Consider the following 19,532-nt stretch of genomic DNA (forward strand, 5'->3'; position numbering starts at 1 on the left):
CGAAGGGGTGAGTGCCATGAGGTACATTGATATTGAAATGGTAGAGCCCGGACATTTTCTGGGGAAGACGATCTATGCAACGAATGGTACCGTGCTGTTGTCGGCAGGCATCCAATTGACCGTCTATATGATCAGCACGCTGAAGCGAATCGGAGTTACGAACATTTATATCAGAGACCCGTTAATGCCGGATGTAGAGCCGGAGGAAATATTGTCCGAAGAAACCAAGCGGAATCTTATTCGCAACATGTCAGAGACGATGGATTCCATCCGTTCCGGCAAAGACTTCAATTCGCGCTCTATTAGTCTGGTGATTGATGATTTGCTTGATGATGTGATGCGGAATAAAGAGGTTCTGATCCAATTGAATGAGATTCGGACGAAGGATAATGCAGAATTCGTTCATGCGATGAATGTGTGCATGATTTCCTCGCTGCTTGGCATGGGGCTGCATTTGAATCAAACGCAGCTCAAGGAGCTGGCTATTGGGGCGCTGCTGCACGATATCGGCAAAGCCTCAGAGAAGCCTGGCATTGAAGGAGAGCCGCCTGCCAAGCATCACACCTGGGTAGGCTTCGAGCTGCTGCGGTCCAAGCGGGAGTTCAGTCTGCTAATCGCCCATGTTGCCCTGCAGCATCATGAGCATGTGGATGGCTCTGGCATTCCCCGGCAGCTAAGCGAGGATCAAATTCATCTCTATTCGCGTATTGTTGCGGTAGCCAACACCTTCGACAATTTGCTTCAGCAGGATTATCACGGGAAGAAAATGATGCCTCATATCGCCTGCGAGAAGATGCTTGCTATGTCAGGCAAGGAGCTTGACCACGAGGTCGTTGTTCAATTCATGCGCGCTGTGTCCGTCTATCCGAATGGCGTTTCCGTCATGCTCTCCACACGGGAAGCCGGCGTAGTTGTCGGACAGCATCGCGGTCTGCCTGGGAGGCCGGTCATAAGACTGCTGAATCGGGAAAGCGATGATGATATCAACAGCAGGGAGATTGATCTCGCCAAGCATAATACGATTTTTATCGAACAGGTGCTTGGTTAAGAGGGACTTCTGTCAAACGGATTGCGAAGGCTCGTTCGGACATGCTATGATGAATGCTGATTAGGTTAGTCATTACAGATAAGGTATGGTGATTGAGTCATGTGGACGGTCATTATTGCGATTGTGACGCTGCTGGTAGGCGCTGTTGGCGGATTTTTTGTAGGCGTTTACTATCTGCGGAAGCAATTGGAGAAAATGCAGAGCGATCCTGAAATGCTTCAGAAAATGGCGAAGCAGATGGGATACAATATGAACAAGCAGCAGATGCAAAAGGCACAGCAGATGATGAAGGGCGGACGTCCAGGCGGCGGGCGCAGATAGTGACCTTTTGGCCTGCTATAGAAGGGGGCAATTGAAGTGGCGGGTATGAAGGACTACGTAAACTCCAAAGTTTCCAACAATCGCGAGCAAATCGAGTTTCATGTCAAAGAGATTTTGAAGCTGATCGGCGAGAATGTGGAGCGCGAAGGATTGCTAGAGACACCTGCACGGGTTACCCGTATGTATGAGGAAATATTTGCAGGCTATGATGTCGATCCAAGAGATGTAGTGGGCGTTACGTTCGATGAGCAGCATGAAGAGCTGGTTATCGTAAAGGATATCGTCTACTACAGTCAATGCGAGCATCATATGGCGCCTTTCTTCGGAAAAGCGCATATTGGATATATTCCCAGCGGCAAGATAGCAGGACTGAGCAAGCTTGCACGTCTTGTTGAAGCGATTTCCAGACGTCTGCAGGTACAGGAGCGGATTACGTCACAGATTGCGGATATTCTTGATGAGGTTCTGAAACCAAACGGCGTCATGGTTGTTGTCGAGGGCGAGCATCTATGCATGTGCGCACGCGGCGTCAAGAAGCCTGGCAGCAAGACGGTCACTTCCGCTGTACGCGGCGATTTCCGCACAAGCTCGGCGCTTCGCTCGGAATTTCTTTCGCTGCTCAAGCAATAGAAGCATACAGGTTTTTTCATATGGAAAAGGCTGTCCTACAGTGCATATCACTGTTGGGGCAGCCTTTTTTTTGCTTAAGCGGACTAATCTGCCTGCCACTGCCGGCTAACGTGCAACTGGTCAACCATTAGCGAAACAATGAGACCACAGCCACCATAACTGCCATAATCACTGCTGCCGCTACAAGAAAATAGCCAAAATATCGAATCGGCTTAGGTAATGTGCTGAAATCTACTCTTTTCGGAGGACCGCCCCCTTCAATTCTTTGGATGGGCAGCAGATTTTCGTGAATAACGGAGTCTTTATGGCTGGAGAGGATCGGTTCTGGCTGTGTTTTGTGAAGGGGCTTCTTTTCTCCGTTTGTATGGGTCATGTTATCATCACCTCTCTCATAAATAGGATTCTTATTTATTTTACTGCTTTTCCCCTGCTTCATACATCTACCAGTTGATATAATGTTTGGGCAATATCTCAGGAAGTATACACTAGACATCGGTTCACTCGATAGCGCTCGCAATGCGTACTGTTAAAAGCTTGGCAATTAACGAAAAAATGTTAAGGTTATTATTGACAAAATCGTTGAGAATGATTATCATACTCTATGGCGGTAGTGATATTCATTATCAATTATCATGAAAATGATAGGAGGATTCATAAATGAGGGGTTGGCAAGTAACACTTGCTATATTCCTGCTCTTTGCAATGATCGGATGCAGTTCGAGCCCGGATAGTACGGGTGGCGGCAATGCTGGATCAGACGGGGGCGGGAAGGAGGATCGTCAGCAGGCAGTCGCGCCTAAGAAGATGGAGGTAGCTGATCTGTCAACAGGGATTTCGATGCTGAGCACGTTGACGAAAGACTTCAAGCAAGCTGTTGAAGCCGATGACGAGGGACAGAGGAAAGAGCTGGTCGCCCAAATTGCTGGTGTCTGGGAAGAGATCAAAGCAGACCTGGAGGCACAGAGTGGAGATACATATCCGGCTGTTGCGCAGGAGATGACAGCATTCCTTGACTCTGCCAGTGGGGAAGCCATCGATAGAGAGCTCGTCATACAGCAGGATTACCAGCTATACCAACGCTTCAGAGACCTTGGCAAAGCGTTGAAAGAGTAAAAGAGTAGTTGCAAGCATGAGGACAAAGAGTTAGGGGCACGGTCAAAAGTTTCATCATTCCAGAAAGAGAAAGGTGATCGCTATCATGAAATTAATCAATAAGACTCGTATTCTAGCATTGCTTCTGACATTCGCATTAACCATTTCCGTTATACCGGGTTTCGCGGTTGCGGCAAGCAAAGACATTAAGGTTCAACTCGACGGCAAGCAAATTGCCTTCGATACGAAGCCGCAAATCAGCAATGGCAGCACGCTGGTTCCTTACCGTGCGCTTGCTGAGAAACTGAAAGCAACGGTTAAATATGATTCCAAAACGAATAAAGTAAGTGTTGTTAAAGGCAGCAAAACGGTCGTTCTGACGATTGGCAGCACGAATGCTACCATCAACGGCAAAGCAGTTAAACTGGATGCAGCTCCAATAACGAAGAATGGCAGCACGCTCGTTCCGCTGCGCTTCCTGGGCGAGTCCCTTGGCGTATGGGTATCGTGGAAGGCTTCCACAGCTACCGTATCGCTTGAAACGCAGAAAACGATCGAACACGCAATGGGCAAGACGACGCTGAAAAAGGTTCCTGAGCGCGTTGTCGTTCTTTTCAACGGTATGGTTGATGCTACAACTCTACTGGGCGTTAAACCGGTTGGCGCTGTAGAATCCTATGTGGAGCAGCCTTGGTACAACTTCCTGAAGGGTAAAATGTCAGGCGTTAAAAACCTGGGAGATGAGACACAGCCGAGCCTTGAAGCAATCGTTGCCCTGAAGCCGGATGTTATTATCGGTTCCAAAATGCGTCATGAGAAAATCTACAGCCAGCTTCAAGCCATCGCTCCAACGGTTATGACAGAGGATATCTATTCCTGGAAGAAAACGCTGGAAATCGGCGGTATCGTATATAACAAAGAAGCGCAAGCTTCCCAATACATTGCAGACTGGGACAAACGTGTAGCAGATTTCAAATCCCAAATCGGCTCCAAAGCGGCAAAAACGAAAGTGTCCGTTATCCGCTTCAATCCGGACGGATCGGCTCGCGCTTACATGGCCGGATTCGCAACGAACATTTTCAAAGAGTTGGGCTTCGATTTCCCTAAAGCGCAGAAGGATGCGAAGAGCGACATCGTAACGGTTAAGACATTGGAGCAAACATCGCTGCTGGACGGCGATTACATCTTTGACTTCACAACGGACTGGACCGGCGACGGCGGTGTCTACAAGCATCAGAAGGAATGGACGGACAGCGATCTGTGGAAGAACCTCAATGCTGTCAAGAACAAGAAATACTACAAGGTTAACGTTGTTTCCTGGAATATGTCTGGCGGACCGCAAGCAGCGAAAATGATGCTTGACGATCTTTACTTCTACTTTGATCTTGACTAGTCGGTCAGCCAACATCTTATAAGCACCACAAAAGAATGGGCGGGAATGCTCATTCTTTTGTGCGTCTGACAGGGGCGAGTAAATTGACTTCACAAGGGATTACGAATCCTTGGGCGAGAAGTGTCGGACTTGCGGTTTTATGTGCGGCGACGCTGTTATTCATAGGATTAAGCATCGTGCTGGGCGCTACCAAAATTACAGTACAGCAGGCTGTCGCCTCTATCGTTGAATACGACAATTCCTCGAACGAGCAGATTATTGCACGGACGACGAGGGTTCCCCGCGCATTGATTGCTGCTGCGATCGGAGCAAGTCTTGCTATTGCGGGCGCGATCATGCAGGCGATTACCCGCAATCCGCTTGGCGATCCGACTGTACTGGGCATCAATGCAGGCGCAACCTTGACAGTTGTTGCCGCGATTACGGTATTCGGGATCAGCTCGATGAATGTGCTGGTCTGGCTGTCATTCTCCGGCGCAGCGCTTGGCGCCGCTGCGGTGTTTGCACTAGGCTCGTTAGGGCGGGACGGACTGTCTCCGCTCCGTATTGTGCTTGCAGGCTCTGCGATGACGGCGCTGTTCGCTTCCGTGACGCAAGGTATGCTTGTCATGAATGAGAATGGCCTGAATGATGTGCTGTTCTGGCTGACAGGCTCAATCGCGGGACGCTCGCTTGAGAATCTGGGTACGGTTCTGCCCTATATGGCGATTAGCGGAATTCTGGCGCTGATCATCTGCCGGCATCTCAATGTGCTGGTCATGGGCGAGGATGCGGCGAAGGGCTTAGGACAACGGACGCTAGCGGTGAAAATCATCAGCTGCATCATTATCGTCATGCTGGCAGGCAGCTCGGTTGCTGTAGCGGGTCCTATCGGTTTCATCGGCATCGTCGTTCCGCATATATGTCGTCTGTTCGCCGGGATGGATTATCGCTGGCTCATTCCGTACAGCGCTCTGTCGGGCGCACTGCTGCTTCTCTCTGCGGATATTATGGCCCGCTATGTCATTATGCCGCAGGAGCTGCCGGTAGGGGTTATGACCGCTGTAATCGGCACACCATTCTTCATCATCATTGCGCGGAAGGGGCTGGCGAAATGAGAAAGGAATATATCACCATTCGCTCCTCCGCATTGTCCGTCTCCTTTCAGCTTCATAAGCGGATCGTTCTGCTGTTCTTGCTAATGCTTGCGATTGTAGCTCTTTCGATGATCGTCAGTACGGGAATCGGCGATATGTATATTGATCCCCTCGATGTGTGGCGGGCGGCAATGGGACATGGACAGGCAGATCATATGCTGGTCGTGCAGACGCTTCGCCTGCCGCGCATCGTAATAGCCGTAATGGTTGGCGCCTCTCTGGGGGTGGCGGGGGCGATGCTGCAGGGCATCATCCGCAATCCGCTGGCTGCGCCGGATATTATCGGCATTACCGGAGGCGCTTCTTTATCCGCTGTAGCCTTTCTGACCCTTCTTCCTGGTCTGTACAGCATTCATTTGCTGCCTGTAGCGGCTATGCTTGGCGCAGTGGCGGCTTCGACGATCATCTATCTGCTGGCATGGAAAAAAGGAGTGAAGCCGGTCAGGCTCGTGCTTGTCGGCATCGGCATCGCTTCCTTGATGTCGTCGTTGACGACTGTCATGATTGTCATGTCGCCTTCGATCTATACAGCTGGCTCCGCTTTTCTGTGGATGACGGGCACTATTTACGGCACATCATGGGATAATGTGCTTTCGCTGCTGCCGTGGACGGCCGGTTTCCTCATATTGTCGGCATTCTGCATCAAGGAGCTGAATATTCATCAGCTTGGAGATGATATTGCGGCAGGTGCCGGCAGCTCGGTTCAACGCAAGCGGCTGCTCATGCTGGCTGTCAGTGTCGGACTGGCGGGCTCGGCAGTCTCGATGTCAGGGCCGGTCGGCTTTGTCGGGTTGCTGGCGCCGCATATGGCAAGAAGGCTTGTCGGGCCGACTGCAGGCAGTGTATTGCCGATAGCGGGACTGCTGGGCGGCTTGATCGTGCTCATCGCCGATCTGGTGGCGAGAACGCTATTCCTTCCGAAGGATATACCGGTCGGTGTCTTTACTGCCGGAATCGGAGCGCCTTTCTTTATTTATTTGCTCTATCGAACGCGCCATGCACGATAAGAAAGGAGTGGCTTACATGCAATCATCGCACTTGGAGACAAAGCAGCTGACGGTTTCATACGATGGTCAAACGATTCTGGACAGCTTGAATTTGCAGCTTCCCAAGGGGCAGATTAGCGTTATGATCGGGCCGAACGGCTGCGGAAAGTCCACGCTGCTGCGCTCATTGGCGCGGCTGCTCAAGCCGCAGAAGGGGGCAGTTATTCTGGATGGGCGCGATATTGCCCGTATGTCAACCAAGCAGGTAGCCAAGACGCTGTCGATTCTGCCGCAAGGTCCGGTCACCCCGGAGGGGTTGACGGTGTTTCAACTGGTCAAGCAGGGGAGATATCCTTATCAAAGCTGGCTGAATCAGTGGTCCGAAGAAGATGAGCGGATGGTCAATGAAGCGCTCCAGGCCACCAAGATGACAGAGCTTGCTCATCGTGCTGTGGACTCCTTGTCAGGCGGGCAGCGTCAGCGCGCATGGATTGCCATGACATTGGCACAGGGCACGGAGACGATTCTGCTTGATGAGCCGACGACCTATCTGGACATAGCGCATGGGATTGATGTGCTGGACCTGCTGTTTGAGTTGAACGAGACAAAGCAGAGCACCATCATCATGGTGCTCCATGATTTGAATATGGCTTGCCGGTATGCGCATAATTTGATTGCCGTTCAGAATCAAACCATTGCCGCGCAAGGCAGGCCGGAGGATATCATCACCAAAGAACTGGTCAGAAGCGTATTCGGCATGGAATGCGAGCTCATGGTGGACCCCTTCTTCGGCACACCGTTATGTGTTCCGCAAGGCAGGGGGCGGCGTATAGTAGTCGATAGTTCCAAGTGCGTGAACGAATCCGAGCAGGATGCTTCTTTTGCGGTGTAAGGACAGTGTGAAACGGCGGGGTTACTTTGGACTACTATTGAGATGCAGAAAAAAGTTTCTTTTTCTGCATCTTAGTGAGCCCAAAAACAACTTCAGCAATACGCCGCGGCGAATTGTGGTTATGCACAGCCACGGTTCGCCTCCACCATAAGAACACTGACCACATGAGGTGCGCATGAGGTCAGTGTTTTTTTATTCTATATGGTGGTGGCGAGGGGGCGACCCAGCCCGAAGGAGAACATTGGGTTTCGTTCCGCGCACAGGTCTGCGGAGCAGAGCGAGCACGGCATCTGATCCTTCATCTAAGAACGTCATCCGCGAATCCTTTGCTTTAGCAACTTTAATCATGAATGGGATACCCCTGAGCCGACTGAAAATCGCGACAAGAGCAATTCAAATCCCAATACTTGTAATATATTCTGATTAAAGTAACAGTCGCCGCTTTGCTAGGTCCGACATTTCAAATGAAACCTTCAACTGGGCCATTGCATAAGATGTTATGGCTGGCAAATGCAGAGAGGTGGATTCATTATGGTTTATGCATATATTTGGGGAAGTCACTACATGATCAGAAACGGCACAGTCGTATTGGATGTGAAGTGGGGGGATGTAAACGGGGATGGAACGCCAGACCAAGTATATTTGACAGGTAATCCTACAGGAGACACGACCAGCTCCTTTGTCCAGAATATACAACTGGTCGTTGTGGATGGACGCAGCGGTGTAAGATACACGAGCCAATTGAAGGACAATGCAGGTTATAACGCTCGCCTCTTTTTAGGTGATTTTACGGGAGAACGCGTGGATAATATTCTTGTAAGTATCGACTCTGGCGGTAGCGGTGGATTTACTTACAATTACATCTTTTCCTTTATGAAGAACGTGTTTCGCGAGCTCTATAACAATGAATGGTTCTACGAAACATACAGTGACGCCTCTGTTTTCTATGAGGACAACTACAAGGTTCGAATTGTGAATCGATCCTTGCAGAAGGAATACATTCTGGACATCAGCAAGCGCGACCCATCGTACTTGTCTGAATTGTATGATTCGAACGGGAAATTGAAAAAACCAGTTGAAGGCAGCGTCATGGGCGTAAGCGGGGCTTATCCGATCGACCTGCAAGGGGATCGTGTATATGAAATATGGCCTTTCCAACGTGTGATCGGTTTGTATAATGCAGATACGTTGGGGTATTTGCAAACCCCGTTAAGCTGGAACGCAAATACTTCTAAATTTATCCCTATGTATCAATGGGCTTCGGTTAACGGGAATGATACAAATTGAACACTAAATTTGGATGACAGTAGGGGTAAGGGTACTTGCTAAGGTGACATCAAAACCGTGACTACACCCGTAGATGCCTGTGTGGCGATGTCTTCGGACAGGGGTTCAAATCCCTTCGCCTCCACTAAATTTATCTGAAGAAGCGCCGTGTCAGGTGCTTTTTTTTGTTTTTCTCTATTCATCATTTTACATAACTCAAGGTATGGTGCCGCCACGTACTATAACTTATTTCCACGCTGTTACTGTTTTCTCATACAGGAGAGTGTCGAGTTTCCTGATTCTTTCTCCAATATTTTTCATTTGAATTAAATAATCCACAATATACTGTTAATAGATATTTTATGGTATATTTAGTTGCAGTAGGTCTTAGTACATGGAATAATAGATATATATCCCTATATAGACCTCGGGGCAAGTTCAAATGTTCGATGACAACCTAAATTACATACCATTACACGGAATTTTATAACATTCTCAATTCTACTAAATGTAATTTATTCGCATTTGGCTGGCATTCTTTCTATAAAAACGGTAACAGCTGGGGCACTCTTTCTATTGGTCGGACTAATGTGACCGACTTCAGTGATAATGGAGCTACAGCAAAAGTAACAGAAGTAATCAAGGCTTACTTAAGTAGATCGTAGGGGGTATTATGTTGAATAACGTGTTAGCGCCAGTCCTAATTGCAATCCTATTAATTATCTCAGGATGCAGTAATAATGGTAGTTCGAACGCTCAAACAGGAGTCTATCCAGGTAAAGCCATAGAAGGTGTATCAGGCGTTGCCTGGGCACTTGAATCAGACTTTAATGGTGAATTGAGTGGTCCACTGGTTACTGAAGCTACAACGTACTTTAGTGACGATCAGACGTTATATGCGGTTGATACAAAGACAGGTGAACAGAAATGGACTCATCAGACTAACGGCGGAATATTAAAGCCAGTATTAGTAGAAGGAATAGTCAGCTACATTGATAAGACGGGTATACATGCGCTGAGAGCACAATCAGGAGAGTTGGTTTGGGAACGAGAGCGCAACAAAGATACAATGATTGCAATGTCCGTGGGCTCGTTAAATCATATATTATTTCATGAAATTCTTGAAGACGGCCGCACAACATTTAAGGCATTGAATATCGAAACAGGAAAGGAAAGCTGGAGCTTCGGAGAAAGAGTTCTTAGCACACCAATAGTTGTAGGTGATAAGCTTTATATACCTTCTATGGATCAGGTACATGTGCTCAATGAGAAGTCAGGAAAAGAAATCGATATTATAGAAATGAAAATGCAGGCATTAAGTATCGCTGTTCGTGATAACCTCATGATAGCGGAGTACAACGACTTTAATAGAAGTATCCATGCATTTGATCTAAAGAGCCACGATCATAAATGGGAATATGTGCTTGAAGAAATAGAGGGAATGGGACCGAGGGCTAATATGATCTTGTTAGATGACAAGGTGCTTCTAACTTATGTAAGAAGTGGCGAGGTTGTCATGCTGGATGGAAAGACTGGCAAAGAATTATGGAAGAAGGTATTGGGGACGCCATGGTTCGCGCACATTTATGGTGGAACATTCAATGACCCTATCGTTGCCGAAGACACACTCTATATTAGTGTATGGGAAGGACAGAATGAACAGCGCAAAGCATATGCAGGGTACTCCACTCTATTTGCTCTAGATGTAAATACAGGTAACGAGCAATGGCGATATCAAGAGGATGACTTTATCAATTATTCACCCTCCTTAATAGATAATGGCATGGTGATTGTGACGAATAATGGAATAAAGGCATACAAAGGTGGTAGCAATGTCGAAAAAAGTGACCCAGCACCATCTAATGAAGATTGAGAGAAATGGAGCTATACATGGGTTACAGCGAGCAACGATGCGGAGGCCCTATTGAGCTTCGTCTACAGCAGCTCAATAAGCAGCGACAGTCTACAACATTTAATTATGTTCAGGCTGCCGCTGCTTATTTAAACATGTCGCGAAATCGGCTTACAGCCGCAGCGAGATCAGCGAGGGCTGACCGAAGAGACGGCTTTTCCAAGTGCTGGAGCTGACTGCTCAAGGAGAACCTTATCAGCGTCAACAGCTTTCTTGCTTCGACCCCGCAGAATAAAACAAACTTCCTATTGCGATGATAATGAGAATCATTTACAATCATACAGGTAGTATTATGATAATGATTCTCATTTTCGAGGGAGGAATATAATGTGATTCCAAGTAATTCGCATTATTTGGAAAGCCAGAAGCGCCGTGAATCCAATGCCAGAACATACCCGAGGAAAATCCCGATTGCTATTCGTGAGGCGTCAGGGATCAGGGTGAAGGACGCTGACGGCAAAATGTACTATGATTGCCTGGCTGGCGCGGGCACACTCGCTTTGGGGCATAACCATCCCGTTGTCGTGCAGGCCATACGTGATGTTCTGGAGAGCGGTCTTCCGCTTCATACATTGGATCTGACTACGCCTGTGAAGGAGGCGTTTGTCGATGAGCTGTTCCGTCTGCTTCCGCCATCGTTTGCCTCCCGGGCTCGCATTCAATTCTGCGGTCCATCGGGAGCCGATGGCGTCGAGGCTGCAGTCAAGCTTGTGAAGACAGCGACAGGGCGGAGATCGATGCTCTCTTATCAGGGCGGATATCATGGAATGACGCATGGAGCGCTTGGATTGACGGGCAATTTGCAGCCTAAGAGAGATATAGCAGGACTGATGCCGGATGTTCATTTTCTGCCGTATCCTTATTCCTACCGATGCCCCTTTGAGCTTGGCGGGGAGCAGGGCTGGCGTGTTGGAAGCAAATTCATCGAACGAACGCTGAATGATCCTGAGAGCGGCATTGCTTCCCCAGCCGGAATGATTGTTGAAGCTGTGCAGGGAGAAGGCGGCGTTATCCCCGCTCCTGATGAATGGCTGCGCGAGGTTCGCCGTATTACGAAGGAGAGCGGTATTCCGCTTATTATGGACGAGGTGCAAACGGGTTTCGGACGTACAGGCGCTATGTTTGCATTCCAGCATTCAGGAATCGTACCCGATGTTCTGGTGCTGTCGAAAGCAATCGGGGGCAGTCTTCCGCTCTCGGTAGTTGTGTACAGCGAGGAGTTGGATGTATGGGGGCCAGGGGCGCATGCCGGAACTTTTCGCGGGAATCAATTGGCTATGGCGGCTGGCCTGGCTACGATGGCTTTTATCCGTGAGAACCGGATTGACGAGCATGCAACCACTATTGGCGGCAGGCTGCAGGAGAGGCTGTGCCAGATACAGGAACAGTCCTCGTGTATTGGAGAGGTCAGAGGCCGCGGGCTGATGATTGGTGTTGAGATTGTTGATAAGCGCGGGGGTGCGGATGTGCTGGGCAGCTATCCGGCTATGCCGGAGATGGCCAGAGCGATCCAGCAGGCTTGTCTGGAACGGGGACTCATTATTGAGCTCGGAGGCCGTCATGGCAGTGTGGTGAGATTCCTGCCTCCGCTTATTGTGACAGAGGAGCAAATAGAGGAGATAGCGGCGATCTTCCATGATGCAGTTGGTGCGGCAGAACGGGTCCTGCTGGGCGTTCTTCAGGAGGCGCGGATATGAGCAGCCCCAAGACATATGTGCTGCAGCCCGAGGACGCGACAGCCGATGACACGCAACGCGCAGAGCGGAATGTCGGGGGCTCACAATCAGCAGAGGCGACAGCCGGTGATCCGCAAACTGCGAGGGAGAATACCGGAAGCCGGAGTTCTGCGGAGTCCCCCGCCGGGACGCGCAAATCGGAGCGATTTGCGGGTATGTTCCTGACGGAGTCGCCGCAGAGCCAAGAGGTTTACCGTGAGATGATGGACCTCGTGTCTGATGTGCTGCTGCGGGAATTCTCATCTGCAAGCAAGCCATACAGCGGGGCGGAGCCGAATCAAATTGCGGCAGCGCTTGGCAGGCAGCCAGTTTGCCCGGAAAAGCCCGACACGGACATGAAGACGCTGCTGGAGCGCGTCGGTGCAGAGGTGCTGCGGCATTCTGCGGTCGTTACGCATCCGGCATGCATCGCGCATCTCCATTGTCCGCCTCTCATGATGTCGATAGCGGCGGAGGCCTGGATTGGCGCAACGAATCAATCGATGGATTCATGGGATCAGAGCATGTCCGGAACGCTGCTGGAAGAAAGAGTTATTGAATGGCTGTTGCGCCTGTACAAATATGGCTCTTCAGCGGATGGCGTGTTTACCAGTGGAGGGACACAATCCAACTTTATGGGGATGCTGCTGGCGCGCAATGAATATGCCCGGATCAAATGGGGCTGGAATATCCAGAAGCGAGGCCTGCCCGTGGCTGCTTGCCGTATGAGGGTGCTTTGCTCAGAGGCGGCGCATTTTACTGTGAAACAGTCTGCTGCACTGCTGGGGCTTGGCGAGCAAGCGGTTGTAACTGTCGAGACGGACCATAATCACCGGATTCGTCCAGAGGCGCTGGAGCGCCGGGTAAGGGAGCTTGTTGATGGCGGTCTGCTGCCCTTTGCCATTGTGGCAACTGCGGGAACAACCGACTTTGGCAGCATTGATCCTTTGCCGGAGCTGGCTGCTATTGCGAAGCAATATGGAATTTGGCTGCATGCGGATGCGGCTTATGGCGGGACGCTTGCGATGAGTGAACGCTATAACGGCCTTCTGCGAGGGCTTGAACAGGCGGACTCCATTACGGTTGATTTCCACAAGGGGTTCTATCAATCCATCAGCTGCGGCGCTTTTCTGTTGAAGGACAAGTCGCGGTTTGGAACGATTCGGCTAAATGCGGATTACTTGAATCCGCAGGATGATGAAGAGGATGGCGTTCCGAATTTGGTGGTCAAATCCATTGCAACAACCCGCCGCTTCGATGCATTGAAGCTGTACTTGTCGCTGCAGCATTATGGAAGGCAGTCGTTCGGGGAGATGGTGGACCATACGATGGAAACTGCGCTTGCAACGGCGCGGCTCATCCGCGAGGAGCAGCAGCTGGAGCTGATCGCGGAGCCTGCGCTTAGCACGGTTGTGTTTCGTTACGCTCCAGCATGGTGTCCGGAAGGCACAGAGCCGGGCGAATGGTCAGATGAGCTTAATAATGCCATCCGGTCGCGTCTCTTGAGAGAGGGCTGGGCGGTGCTGGCCAGAACGATGGTGAACGGGCGGCGATGCTTGAAGCTGACCCTGTTGAATCCACGGACGGAGGTCAAGCATACGGCAATTATTTTGCGCAAGGTGGTTGAGACGGGAGAGGCATTGGCAAGGGAGCTTGCCGTATCACTAGATTCAAGGGGGAGAGTATAGGATGTTCAATGAAAACAGCCGCGCTGCCAAGAGGATTGCCGATCAGGCTGCGATGCAAAATATGCTGAACTGCTATTTGAGAGAAACGGGGGATGGATTGATATACGCTGCCGGAGAGCTGCCGGCGGAAGACTCGCTGCGGCCTGAGTACCGCTTCCTGGCGGGATTGAAAGGCGGGGCCGCAGCTGTTGCGGCTGGCGCCGCAGGTACATTGGTATGCCGCCTCGCAAAGCAAAATGTAACCCTGCTGGCAGGAGTGGACTATTATTCTCCCACCGGCCGACACAGGTTTGACTTTCCGATTTATTATTTGCCGGGAACGGGCGATGGCGCAGACGCCGACAGCGCGACCGAAGCTGATTATGTCACACTTATTGCGCTGCTGGGAAAAGAGCTGTCGCTGTCTGCCAATGAGGGCGCAAGCACGGATGAATTAATGCTGCGGGCCATTCAGAGCTGCCGCAATGTGGAGAGCTTCGTGCAGGCACGGCTGGAGGCGGAACAGCAGATGAAGTCGAAGCAGCAGTCTCAGCCGATGGACTTCATTGCTGCAGAGCAGTCGCTCCTGTATGGGCATCTGCTCCATCCTACACCGAAGAGCCGCCAAGGGATACCGGAGGAGCAGAATGCGATTTATTCACCCGAGCTGCAAGGAGCGTTCCCGCTTCATTACTTCCGTGCACATCGCTCCATCGTGCTTGAGGATTCCGCGCTGGGGCTGTCCGCTACGGAGCTGATCAAGCGCGATCTGCGCGGGGATTCATCCGTAAGCGCGGAGTGGCTGGAGCAATTTGCGTCAGCGGAGGATTGGTCGCTCGTTCCGGTGCACCCGCTGCAAGCGGAGCAGCTGCGCAAGCAGCAGCCTGTGCAGGATGCGATCGCGCATGGACTATTGCAGGATCTGGGCGCAATCGGCCGCTCCTTCATGGCAACCTCTTCATTGCGGACGATCTATCATCCCGATGCACAGTTCATGTACAAATGCTCCATCCCTGTGAAGGTCACGAATTCGCTGCGCGTGAACAAGTATAAAGAGCTGGAGCGCGGGGTGGAGGTCCATCGTCTGATGGGCACTGAGATTGGCGGGATCTGCAATCGGTTCGCAGGCTTCGATATTGTTGCGGACCCTGCATTCATAACGCTCCGCTTTGAGGGGCAGGAGGATGAGGAGTCTGGCTTCGAGCTTGTATTGCGCGATAATCCGTTTCGTGGAGAATTGGCGGAGGGCGCTGTTATGGTCGCTGCTCTTGTGCAGGACCCGCTGCCTGGAGGAGAAACGCTGCTTGCGCATTCGATTCGCGCTATTGCCAAGCGGGAAGGCCGGAGCGAGGCAGAGGTCAGCCTGGACTGGTTCAACCGCTATCTGAAGCTGTCATTGGAGCCTATGGTGTGGCTGTACCAGCAATGGGGCATTGCACTGGAGGCGCATCAGCAGAACAGCGTTGTGAGGCTGAAGGACGGTTATCCGGTCCATTATTATTTTAGAGATAATCAGGGGTACTATTTCTGCAAATCGACAGAGCAGACGCTGGAGAAGCTGCTTCCCGGCATCGGGTCCAAAAGTCTGACTGTCTGCGAGGATGCGGTTGCTGACGAACGCTTCCGTTATTATATGGTGCTGAATCATATGTTCGGTCTGATTAATGGCTTCGGCTACGCCGGACTTGCAAGCGAGAGCTTGCTGCTCGCTAAGCTGAGGGAAGCACTGGAAGCGTTCGTGCCGATGAACCGCGAGCCGTCTATCTTCCTGAAAAGTTTGCTGGAATGGGATCATCTCCCGTGCAAAGCAAATCTGCTGACTCGACTCTACGATATGGATGAGCTGGTAGGCTCGCTTGAAGCGCAATCCGTCTATGTGAGCATACCGAACCCGCTCGTGAAGGAGGTGCCGCAGCTTGCAGGCCGCTTCTAACCAACAACCGCCGCTATCTTCTAATGAAGACTGCGTTTATCAGGAATACAATGCAACGCTCGGAATGACAATTGGGTTCCGCAAGGTGTCCATGGAGCGCGACTTTGCCCGGCTGCATGCCTGGCAGCAGGAGCCGCATGTAGTCCCTTACTGGAATCTAAATATACCGGAGGCGCAATACCGCGTGCATCTGGAGAAGTTTCTGGCGGATACGCATCAATCGCTCTATATCGGGCTATTGGATGGCGAGCCGATGAGCTATTTCGAGTCCTATTGGGCACAGCCGGATATCATTGGCCGTTATTATGAGGCGGCGGCTGCGGATCAAGGCATTCATCTGCTGATCGGTCCCCCGCAATATCTCGGGAAAGGGCTGGCGGCTCCGCTGCTGCAGGCGATGATGCGGTTTCAATATCAGCATGCCGAGACGGAGAAGCTTGTTGCCGAGCCGGATATCCGCAATGCGAAGATGATTCATATTTTTCACAAATGCGGGTTCAGATTCCGTAAGGAAGTGGAGCTGCCAGATAAAACCGGGGCATTGATGTTCGCCTATCGGAATCATCCGGAAGACGGGGGCGGGATTGATGGATAAGGCAATGAATACGGCGGCGTCAAAAGAAAACGGAAATCGGGTCTACGATCTGATCGGTATCGGTATCGGACCCTTCAATCTGGGGCTCGCAGCTCTGCTGGAGGCTGCCTCTGAGGTCGACGCGCTCTTCCTCGACCGCAAGCCGCAATTTCAGTGGCATGCAGGCATGCTGCTGGACGGAACGACGCTGCAGGTGCCATTCTTCGCCGATTTGGTAACGATGGCGGACCCTACGCACCGTCTTAGCTTCCTGAATTATTTGAAGGAGCAGGGGCGGCTGTATCATTTTTACTTTCTGGAGAAATTTCAAATTCCTCGTCAGGAATACAATCACTACTGCCAGTGGGCGGCCAACCAGCTTGATTCATGCCGCTTCGGTGAAGAGGTGACGGCAGTTCGCCGTCTGTCAGCGAGTGAGCGCAGCGGCGCTGGTGAGGCTGGCAGCAAGGAAGCGGGCAAAGGAGCGGCGCAATATGCGGTAGAGGTGAAGGGCGGCGATGGCAGCATCCGCGTCTACTATACCCGCGATCTGGTACTGGGTGTTGGAAGCGTGCCGTCTGTCGGCGAGCCATTCAGAGGTCTCCCGTCAGAGGATGTTTTTCATTCCGCGCAATTCATGGAGCGGCTGGAGCGCTGCCGCGAGGCGAAGTCGGTGACGGTTGTCGGCTCAGGCCAGAGCGCAGCCGAGGTATTCCTCCATCTGCTGGAGGAGCAGCCGGAGAGGGGCTACAAGCTGGACTGGTTCACGCGGTCGCCGGGATTTTTCCCCATGGAATATTCCAAGCTTGGATTGGAGCATTTCTCGCCGGACTACACCCAGTACTTCTACGGGCTGCCGCAGGAGCAGAAGGATGACGTCAGAAGCCGCCAGCATCTGCTGTACAAAGGCATCAGCGCCGTAACGATTGCGGCGATCTACGACCGGCTGTACGACATGAGCGTCGGAGGCGCAAAACCGCCCGTCAGACTGCTGGCGCATACCGAGGTCATGAGCATCACGCCAGTATCTGCAGGTACGCCAATATCAGAGGGAGTTGCTGTATCAGCAGGCACGCCAGTACTAGCAGGAGCACAAGTAGCTGCAGGAATTGCTGTATCAGTAGGTACGCCAGCAGCAACAGCTGTTGCTGTCGATAGCGTCAATTATAGATTGGACTGCTGCCATCGGGAGCAGGGAACAGCCTTCTTGCATGACAGCGAGGCAATCGTGTTTGCAACAGGATATGCGCATCCTGTACCGGCCTGTTTAGACCCGCTTCATGAGCTTGTGGAATGGGATGATCAGGGAAGATATTTCGTAGAGAAGGACTACAGGCTAAAGCTGAGAGAACCGGTCGAGGGGCGCATTTTCGTGCAAAATGGAGAGCTGCATACCCATGGCGTCGGCGCACCGGATTTGGGGCTGGGCGCATACCGCAACAGTGTCATTCTTAATGCTGTCGCGGGACGGGTTGTGTATCCGGTCAGTGACCGAAATGTGTTTCAGCAGTTCGGAGCGCGATGAGGGAAGTCGTTACGGTATCTGTTCCTCAGGCTGTACGGCTCGCCGCCCGCGCTCGCTTCGTGCTGCTGGGCTGCGTTTTCCTCGGCCTGTTCTCGGAGGTGCTGCTGTCACCGTATTACCCGCAGTTTTTCTCCAAAGTGTTCGGGGTGGAAGGGTTCGCCTTCACAGGGATTTATTTGTTCATCTGCCGATTGGCGGCGGTCATTTTCTCGCCCTTGTGGGGGATGCTGACCAAACGATTCGCAGCCAAGAAGCTGCTCTTCGTCGGCCAGTTGGGCACAGCGATTTGCACCGCATTGATGGCGGCTGCCGAAACAGCAGGGCAATTCATTGCCGTTACGATCATTCTGATTCTGTTCAAAAGCAGCTACATTCTTATTTATCCGATGATTATGGAGCTGACAGGGAAGGAAAAGAGAGCAGGCGCCGCCGGAGTATTCCACGCGGTGTACCATGCGGCTGTTATTCTCTCCACGCTGGCAGGGGCCCGCATGCTGGAAATGGAAAATCCGCTGTCGCTGTTCTATTTCGCCGCTATTCTGGACGCTATTCAGCTTGGAATATGCGTATGGGCTTTAAGAGGTCTGCGGAACAGCAGCGATAAGGCTGAAAGTGCGGGCTGGGGCGAAACGGACGAGCAGACCGCGAGTGATGCTTCCGGAAGTGCTGCCTCCGCAAGTACTGCTTCTAGAAGAGCTGCTTCCACGCATGCTGCTTCTAGCAATGCTGCTTCCACGCATGCGGCTTCAGGGAATAATGTTTCCCGTAGCGGCCTGACAATGGGACGGCGTGCGGCTGCTGCTTGGAGGGGATTTGCACAGAGCTGGAATGGGACTGTACTGCTGATAGGGGCATTATTTTTCAGTATGATGATTGCGTGCAATATGATTCGGCCTTACTTTACGCCTTATATGGAGAGTGCCGCATACGGCATGGATACGGTTCGAAGCGGGTGGTGGTTCCTGGTTCCGAACCTGATGGCTGTTCTGGCATTGCCGCTCATTCGGCGGTGGTGCACGCCCGAGAAGCTGACAAGAGTATATGGAATTGGCATGGCCTTAATGGCAGCAGGACTGCTGCTCCAGGCTGCTGATTCACTGCTTCTGCTGGCCGCAGGCAGAATTGCCTTCGGACTATGCATGGCGCTGACGATGGCCGCATTGGATATGATGCTGTTCAATCAAAGCGAGGGCAGAGAGCTGCATGTGCATTTCGGCATTATTGTCGCCTTTCAGAATTTGGGCGAGCTGGCTTCGCCGCTGCTGGCAACTTCGCTTGTGCAGCAGGCAGGTCTGTCTGCGCCATTCGTGGGTGCAGCGATTATAAGCGCCGCTAATCTGCTCCTGTTTGCAGCTTTCATCCGCTTGCGCAAGCATTGGCGAGCAAGCGCTGCAGTTGAACAGGCAGCCTGACCCGGATTGAATCAGCTGCAGTTGGGGGCT

17 protein-coding genes are annotated in these 19,532 nt (G+C 51.6%); 16 read left to right on the forward strand and 1 reads right to left on the reverse strand.

Annotated elements, in window-relative coordinates:
- The first annotated feature begins 16 nt into the window (after positions 1 to 16).
- From L6H65_RS21855 to folE, 3 genes are all read left to right on the forward strand, one after another.
- The gene (locus tag L6H65_RS21855; protein WP_236344914.1) at positions 17 to 1,048 is read left to right on the forward strand and encodes an HD-GYP domain-containing protein; all 1,032 of its coding nucleotides are present in this window, start codon (positions 17 to 19) and stop codon (positions 1,046 to 1,048) included.
- A gap of 99 nt (positions 1,049 to 1,147) precedes the next feature.
- Entirely contained in the window at positions 1,148 to 1,369 is a 222-nt protein-coding gene (locus tag L6H65_RS21860; protein WP_236344915.1) for a YneF family protein, read from the forward strand.
- 36 nt (positions 1,370 to 1,405) lie between these two features.
- A complete protein-coding gene (gene folE / locus L6H65_RS21865; protein WP_236344916.1) occupies positions 1,406 to 1,999 on the forward strand; it encodes a GTP cyclohydrolase I FolE in 594 nt (197 codons plus the stop codon).
- Positions 2,000 to 2,126: 127 nt separating this feature from the next.
- Here folE and L6H65_RS21870 read toward each other — a convergent pair whose 3' ends face one another.
- Positions 2,127 to 2,435: a hypothetical protein gene (locus L6H65_RS21870; protein ID WP_236344917.1), complete on the reverse strand. Its 309-nt coding sequence runs from the start codon at positions 2,433 to 2,435 to the stop codon at positions 2,127 to 2,129.
- Positions 2,436 to 2,656: 221 nt separating this feature from the next.
- Here L6H65_RS21870 and L6H65_RS21875 point away from each other — a divergent pair, with 221 nt between their 5' ends.
- From L6H65_RS21875 to L6H65_RS21935, 13 genes are all read left to right on the forward strand, one after another.
- Positions 2,657 to 3,112, forward strand: coding sequence for a hypothetical protein (locus tag L6H65_RS21875; protein WP_236344918.1), 456 nt, complete (start codon positions 2,657 to 2,659; stop codon positions 3,110 to 3,112).
- Positions 3,113 to 3,197: 85 nt separating this feature from the next.
- Positions 3,198 to 4,484, forward strand: a complete 1,287-nt coding sequence (locus L6H65_RS21880) for a stalk domain-containing protein (protein WP_236344919.1) — start codon at positions 3,198 to 3,200, stop codon at positions 4,482 to 4,484.
- An 83-nt stretch (positions 4,485 to 4,567) separates the two neighbouring features.
- Entirely contained in the window at positions 4,568 to 5,581 is a 1,014-nt protein-coding gene (locus L6H65_RS21885; protein ID WP_236344920.1) for a FecCD family ABC transporter permease, read from the forward strand.
- Entirely contained in the window at positions 5,578 to 6,627 is a 1,050-nt protein-coding gene (locus L6H65_RS21890) for a FecCD family ABC transporter permease (protein WP_236344921.1), read from the forward strand. Before L6H65_RS21885 ends, L6H65_RS21890 begins: the two co-directional genes overlap by 4 nt.
- A gap of 16 nt (positions 6,628 to 6,643) precedes the next feature.
- Complete coding sequence (locus tag L6H65_RS21895; protein ID WP_236344922.1) at positions 6,644 to 7,498, forward strand: ABC transporter ATP-binding protein; 855 nt, start codon at positions 6,644 to 6,646, stop codon at positions 7,496 to 7,498.
- Positions 7,499 to 8,062: 564 nt separating this feature from the next.
- Positions 8,063 to 8,785 (forward strand): YybI family spore inner coat protein, encoded by a 723-nt coding sequence (locus L6H65_RS21900; protein WP_236344924.1) that lies wholly within the window; start codon positions 8,063 to 8,065, stop codon positions 8,783 to 8,785.
- A gap of 652 nt (positions 8,786 to 9,437) precedes the next feature.
- Positions 9,438 to 10,637: an outer membrane protein assembly factor BamB family protein gene (locus tag L6H65_RS21905; RefSeq protein ID WP_236344925.1), complete on the forward strand. Its 1,200-nt coding sequence runs from the start codon at positions 9,438 to 9,440 to the stop codon at positions 10,635 to 10,637.
- Between the two features lie 371 nt (positions 10,638 to 11,008).
- Positions 11,009 to 12,373, forward strand: coding sequence for an aspartate aminotransferase family protein (locus tag L6H65_RS21910; RefSeq protein WP_371877753.1), 1,365 nt, complete (start codon positions 11,009 to 11,011; stop codon positions 12,371 to 12,373).
- Positions 12,370 to 14,079, forward strand: a complete 1,710-nt coding sequence (locus L6H65_RS21915; protein ID WP_236344929.1) for a pyridoxal phosphate-dependent decarboxylase family protein — start codon at positions 12,370 to 12,372, stop codon at positions 14,077 to 14,079. The genes L6H65_RS21910 and L6H65_RS21915 overlap by 4 nt, the downstream gene beginning before the upstream one ends.
- 1 nt (position 14,080) lies before the next feature.
- A complete protein-coding gene (locus L6H65_RS21920; protein WP_236344931.1) occupies positions 14,081 to 15,991 on the forward strand; it encodes an IucA/IucC family protein in 1,911 nt (636 codons plus the stop codon).
- 64 nt (positions 15,992 to 16,055) lie between these two features.
- On the forward strand, positions 16,056 to 16,586 hold the full coding sequence (locus L6H65_RS21925) for a GNAT family N-acetyltransferase (RefSeq protein WP_236344970.1): 531 nt from the start codon (positions 16,056 to 16,058) through the stop codon (positions 16,584 to 16,586).
- Positions 16,579 to 18,090: a lysine N(6)-hydroxylase/L-ornithine N(5)-oxygenase family protein gene (locus L6H65_RS21930; RefSeq protein ID WP_236344932.1), complete on the forward strand. Its 1,512-nt coding sequence runs from the start codon at positions 16,579 to 16,581 to the stop codon at positions 18,088 to 18,090. Before L6H65_RS21925 ends, L6H65_RS21930 begins: the two co-directional genes overlap by 8 nt.
- A complete protein-coding gene (locus L6H65_RS21935; RefSeq protein WP_236344933.1) occupies positions 18,087 to 19,502 on the forward strand; it encodes an MFS transporter in 1,416 nt (471 codons plus the stop codon). Before L6H65_RS21930 ends, L6H65_RS21935 begins: the two co-directional genes overlap by 4 nt.
- Positions 19,503 to 19,532: the final 30 nt, after the last annotated feature.

The sequence above is a fragment of the Paenibacillus plantiphilus genome (assembly GCF_927798095.1).
Lineage (GTDB): Bacteria > Bacillota > Bacilli > Paenibacillales > Paenibacillaceae > Paenibacillus_Z > Paenibacillus_Z plantiphilus.

Coding starts and splice junctions, on each gene's coding strand:
- L6H65_RS21870 (WP_236344917.1), bottom strand. CDS start 2,435: ATGAAGCAGGGGAAAAGCAGTAAAATAAATAAGAATCCTATTTATGAG.
- L6H65_RS21925 (WP_236344970.1), top strand. CDS start 16,056: ATGACAATTGGGTTCCGCAAGGTGTCCATGGAGCGCGACTTTGCCCGG.
- L6H65_RS21930 (WP_236344932.1), top strand. CDS start 16,579: ATGGATAAGGCAATGAATACGGCGGCGTCAAAAGAAAACGGAAATCGG.
- L6H65_RS21905 (WP_236344925.1), top strand. CDS start 9,438: ATGTTGAATAACGTGTTAGCGCCAGTCCTAATTGCAATCCTATTAATT.
- L6H65_RS21875 (WP_236344918.1), top strand. CDS start 2,657: ATGAGGGGTTGGCAAGTAACACTTGCTATATTCCTGCTCTTTGCAATG.
- L6H65_RS21935 (WP_236344933.1), top strand. CDS start 18,087: ATGAGGGAAGTCGTTACGGTATCTGTTCCTCAGGCTGTACGGCTCGCC.
- L6H65_RS21890 (WP_236344921.1), top strand. CDS start 5,578: ATGAGAAAGGAATATATCACCATTCGCTCCTCCGCATTGTCCGTCTCC.
- L6H65_RS21915 (WP_236344929.1), top strand. CDS start 12,370: ATGAGCAGCCCCAAGACATATGTGCTGCAGCCCGAGGACGCGACAGCC.
- L6H65_RS21895 (WP_236344922.1), top strand. CDS start 6,644: ATGCAATCATCGCACTTGGAGACAAAGCAGCTGACGGTTTCATACGAT.
- L6H65_RS21900 (WP_236344924.1), top strand. CDS start 8,063: ATGATCAGAAACGGCACAGTCGTATTGGATGTGAAGTGGGGGGATGTA.
- L6H65_RS21920 (WP_236344931.1), top strand. CDS start 14,081: ATGTTCAATGAAAACAGCCGCGCTGCCAAGAGGATTGCCGATCAGGCT.
- L6H65_RS21860 (WP_236344915.1), top strand. CDS start 1,148: ATGTGGACGGTCATTATTGCGATTGTGACGCTGCTGGTAGGCGCTGTT.
- L6H65_RS21880 (WP_236344919.1), top strand. CDS start 3,198: ATGAAATTAATCAATAAGACTCGTATTCTAGCATTGCTTCTGACATTC.
- L6H65_RS21855 (WP_236344914.1), top strand. CDS start 17: ATGAGGTACATTGATATTGAAATGGTAGAGCCCGGACATTTTCTGGGG.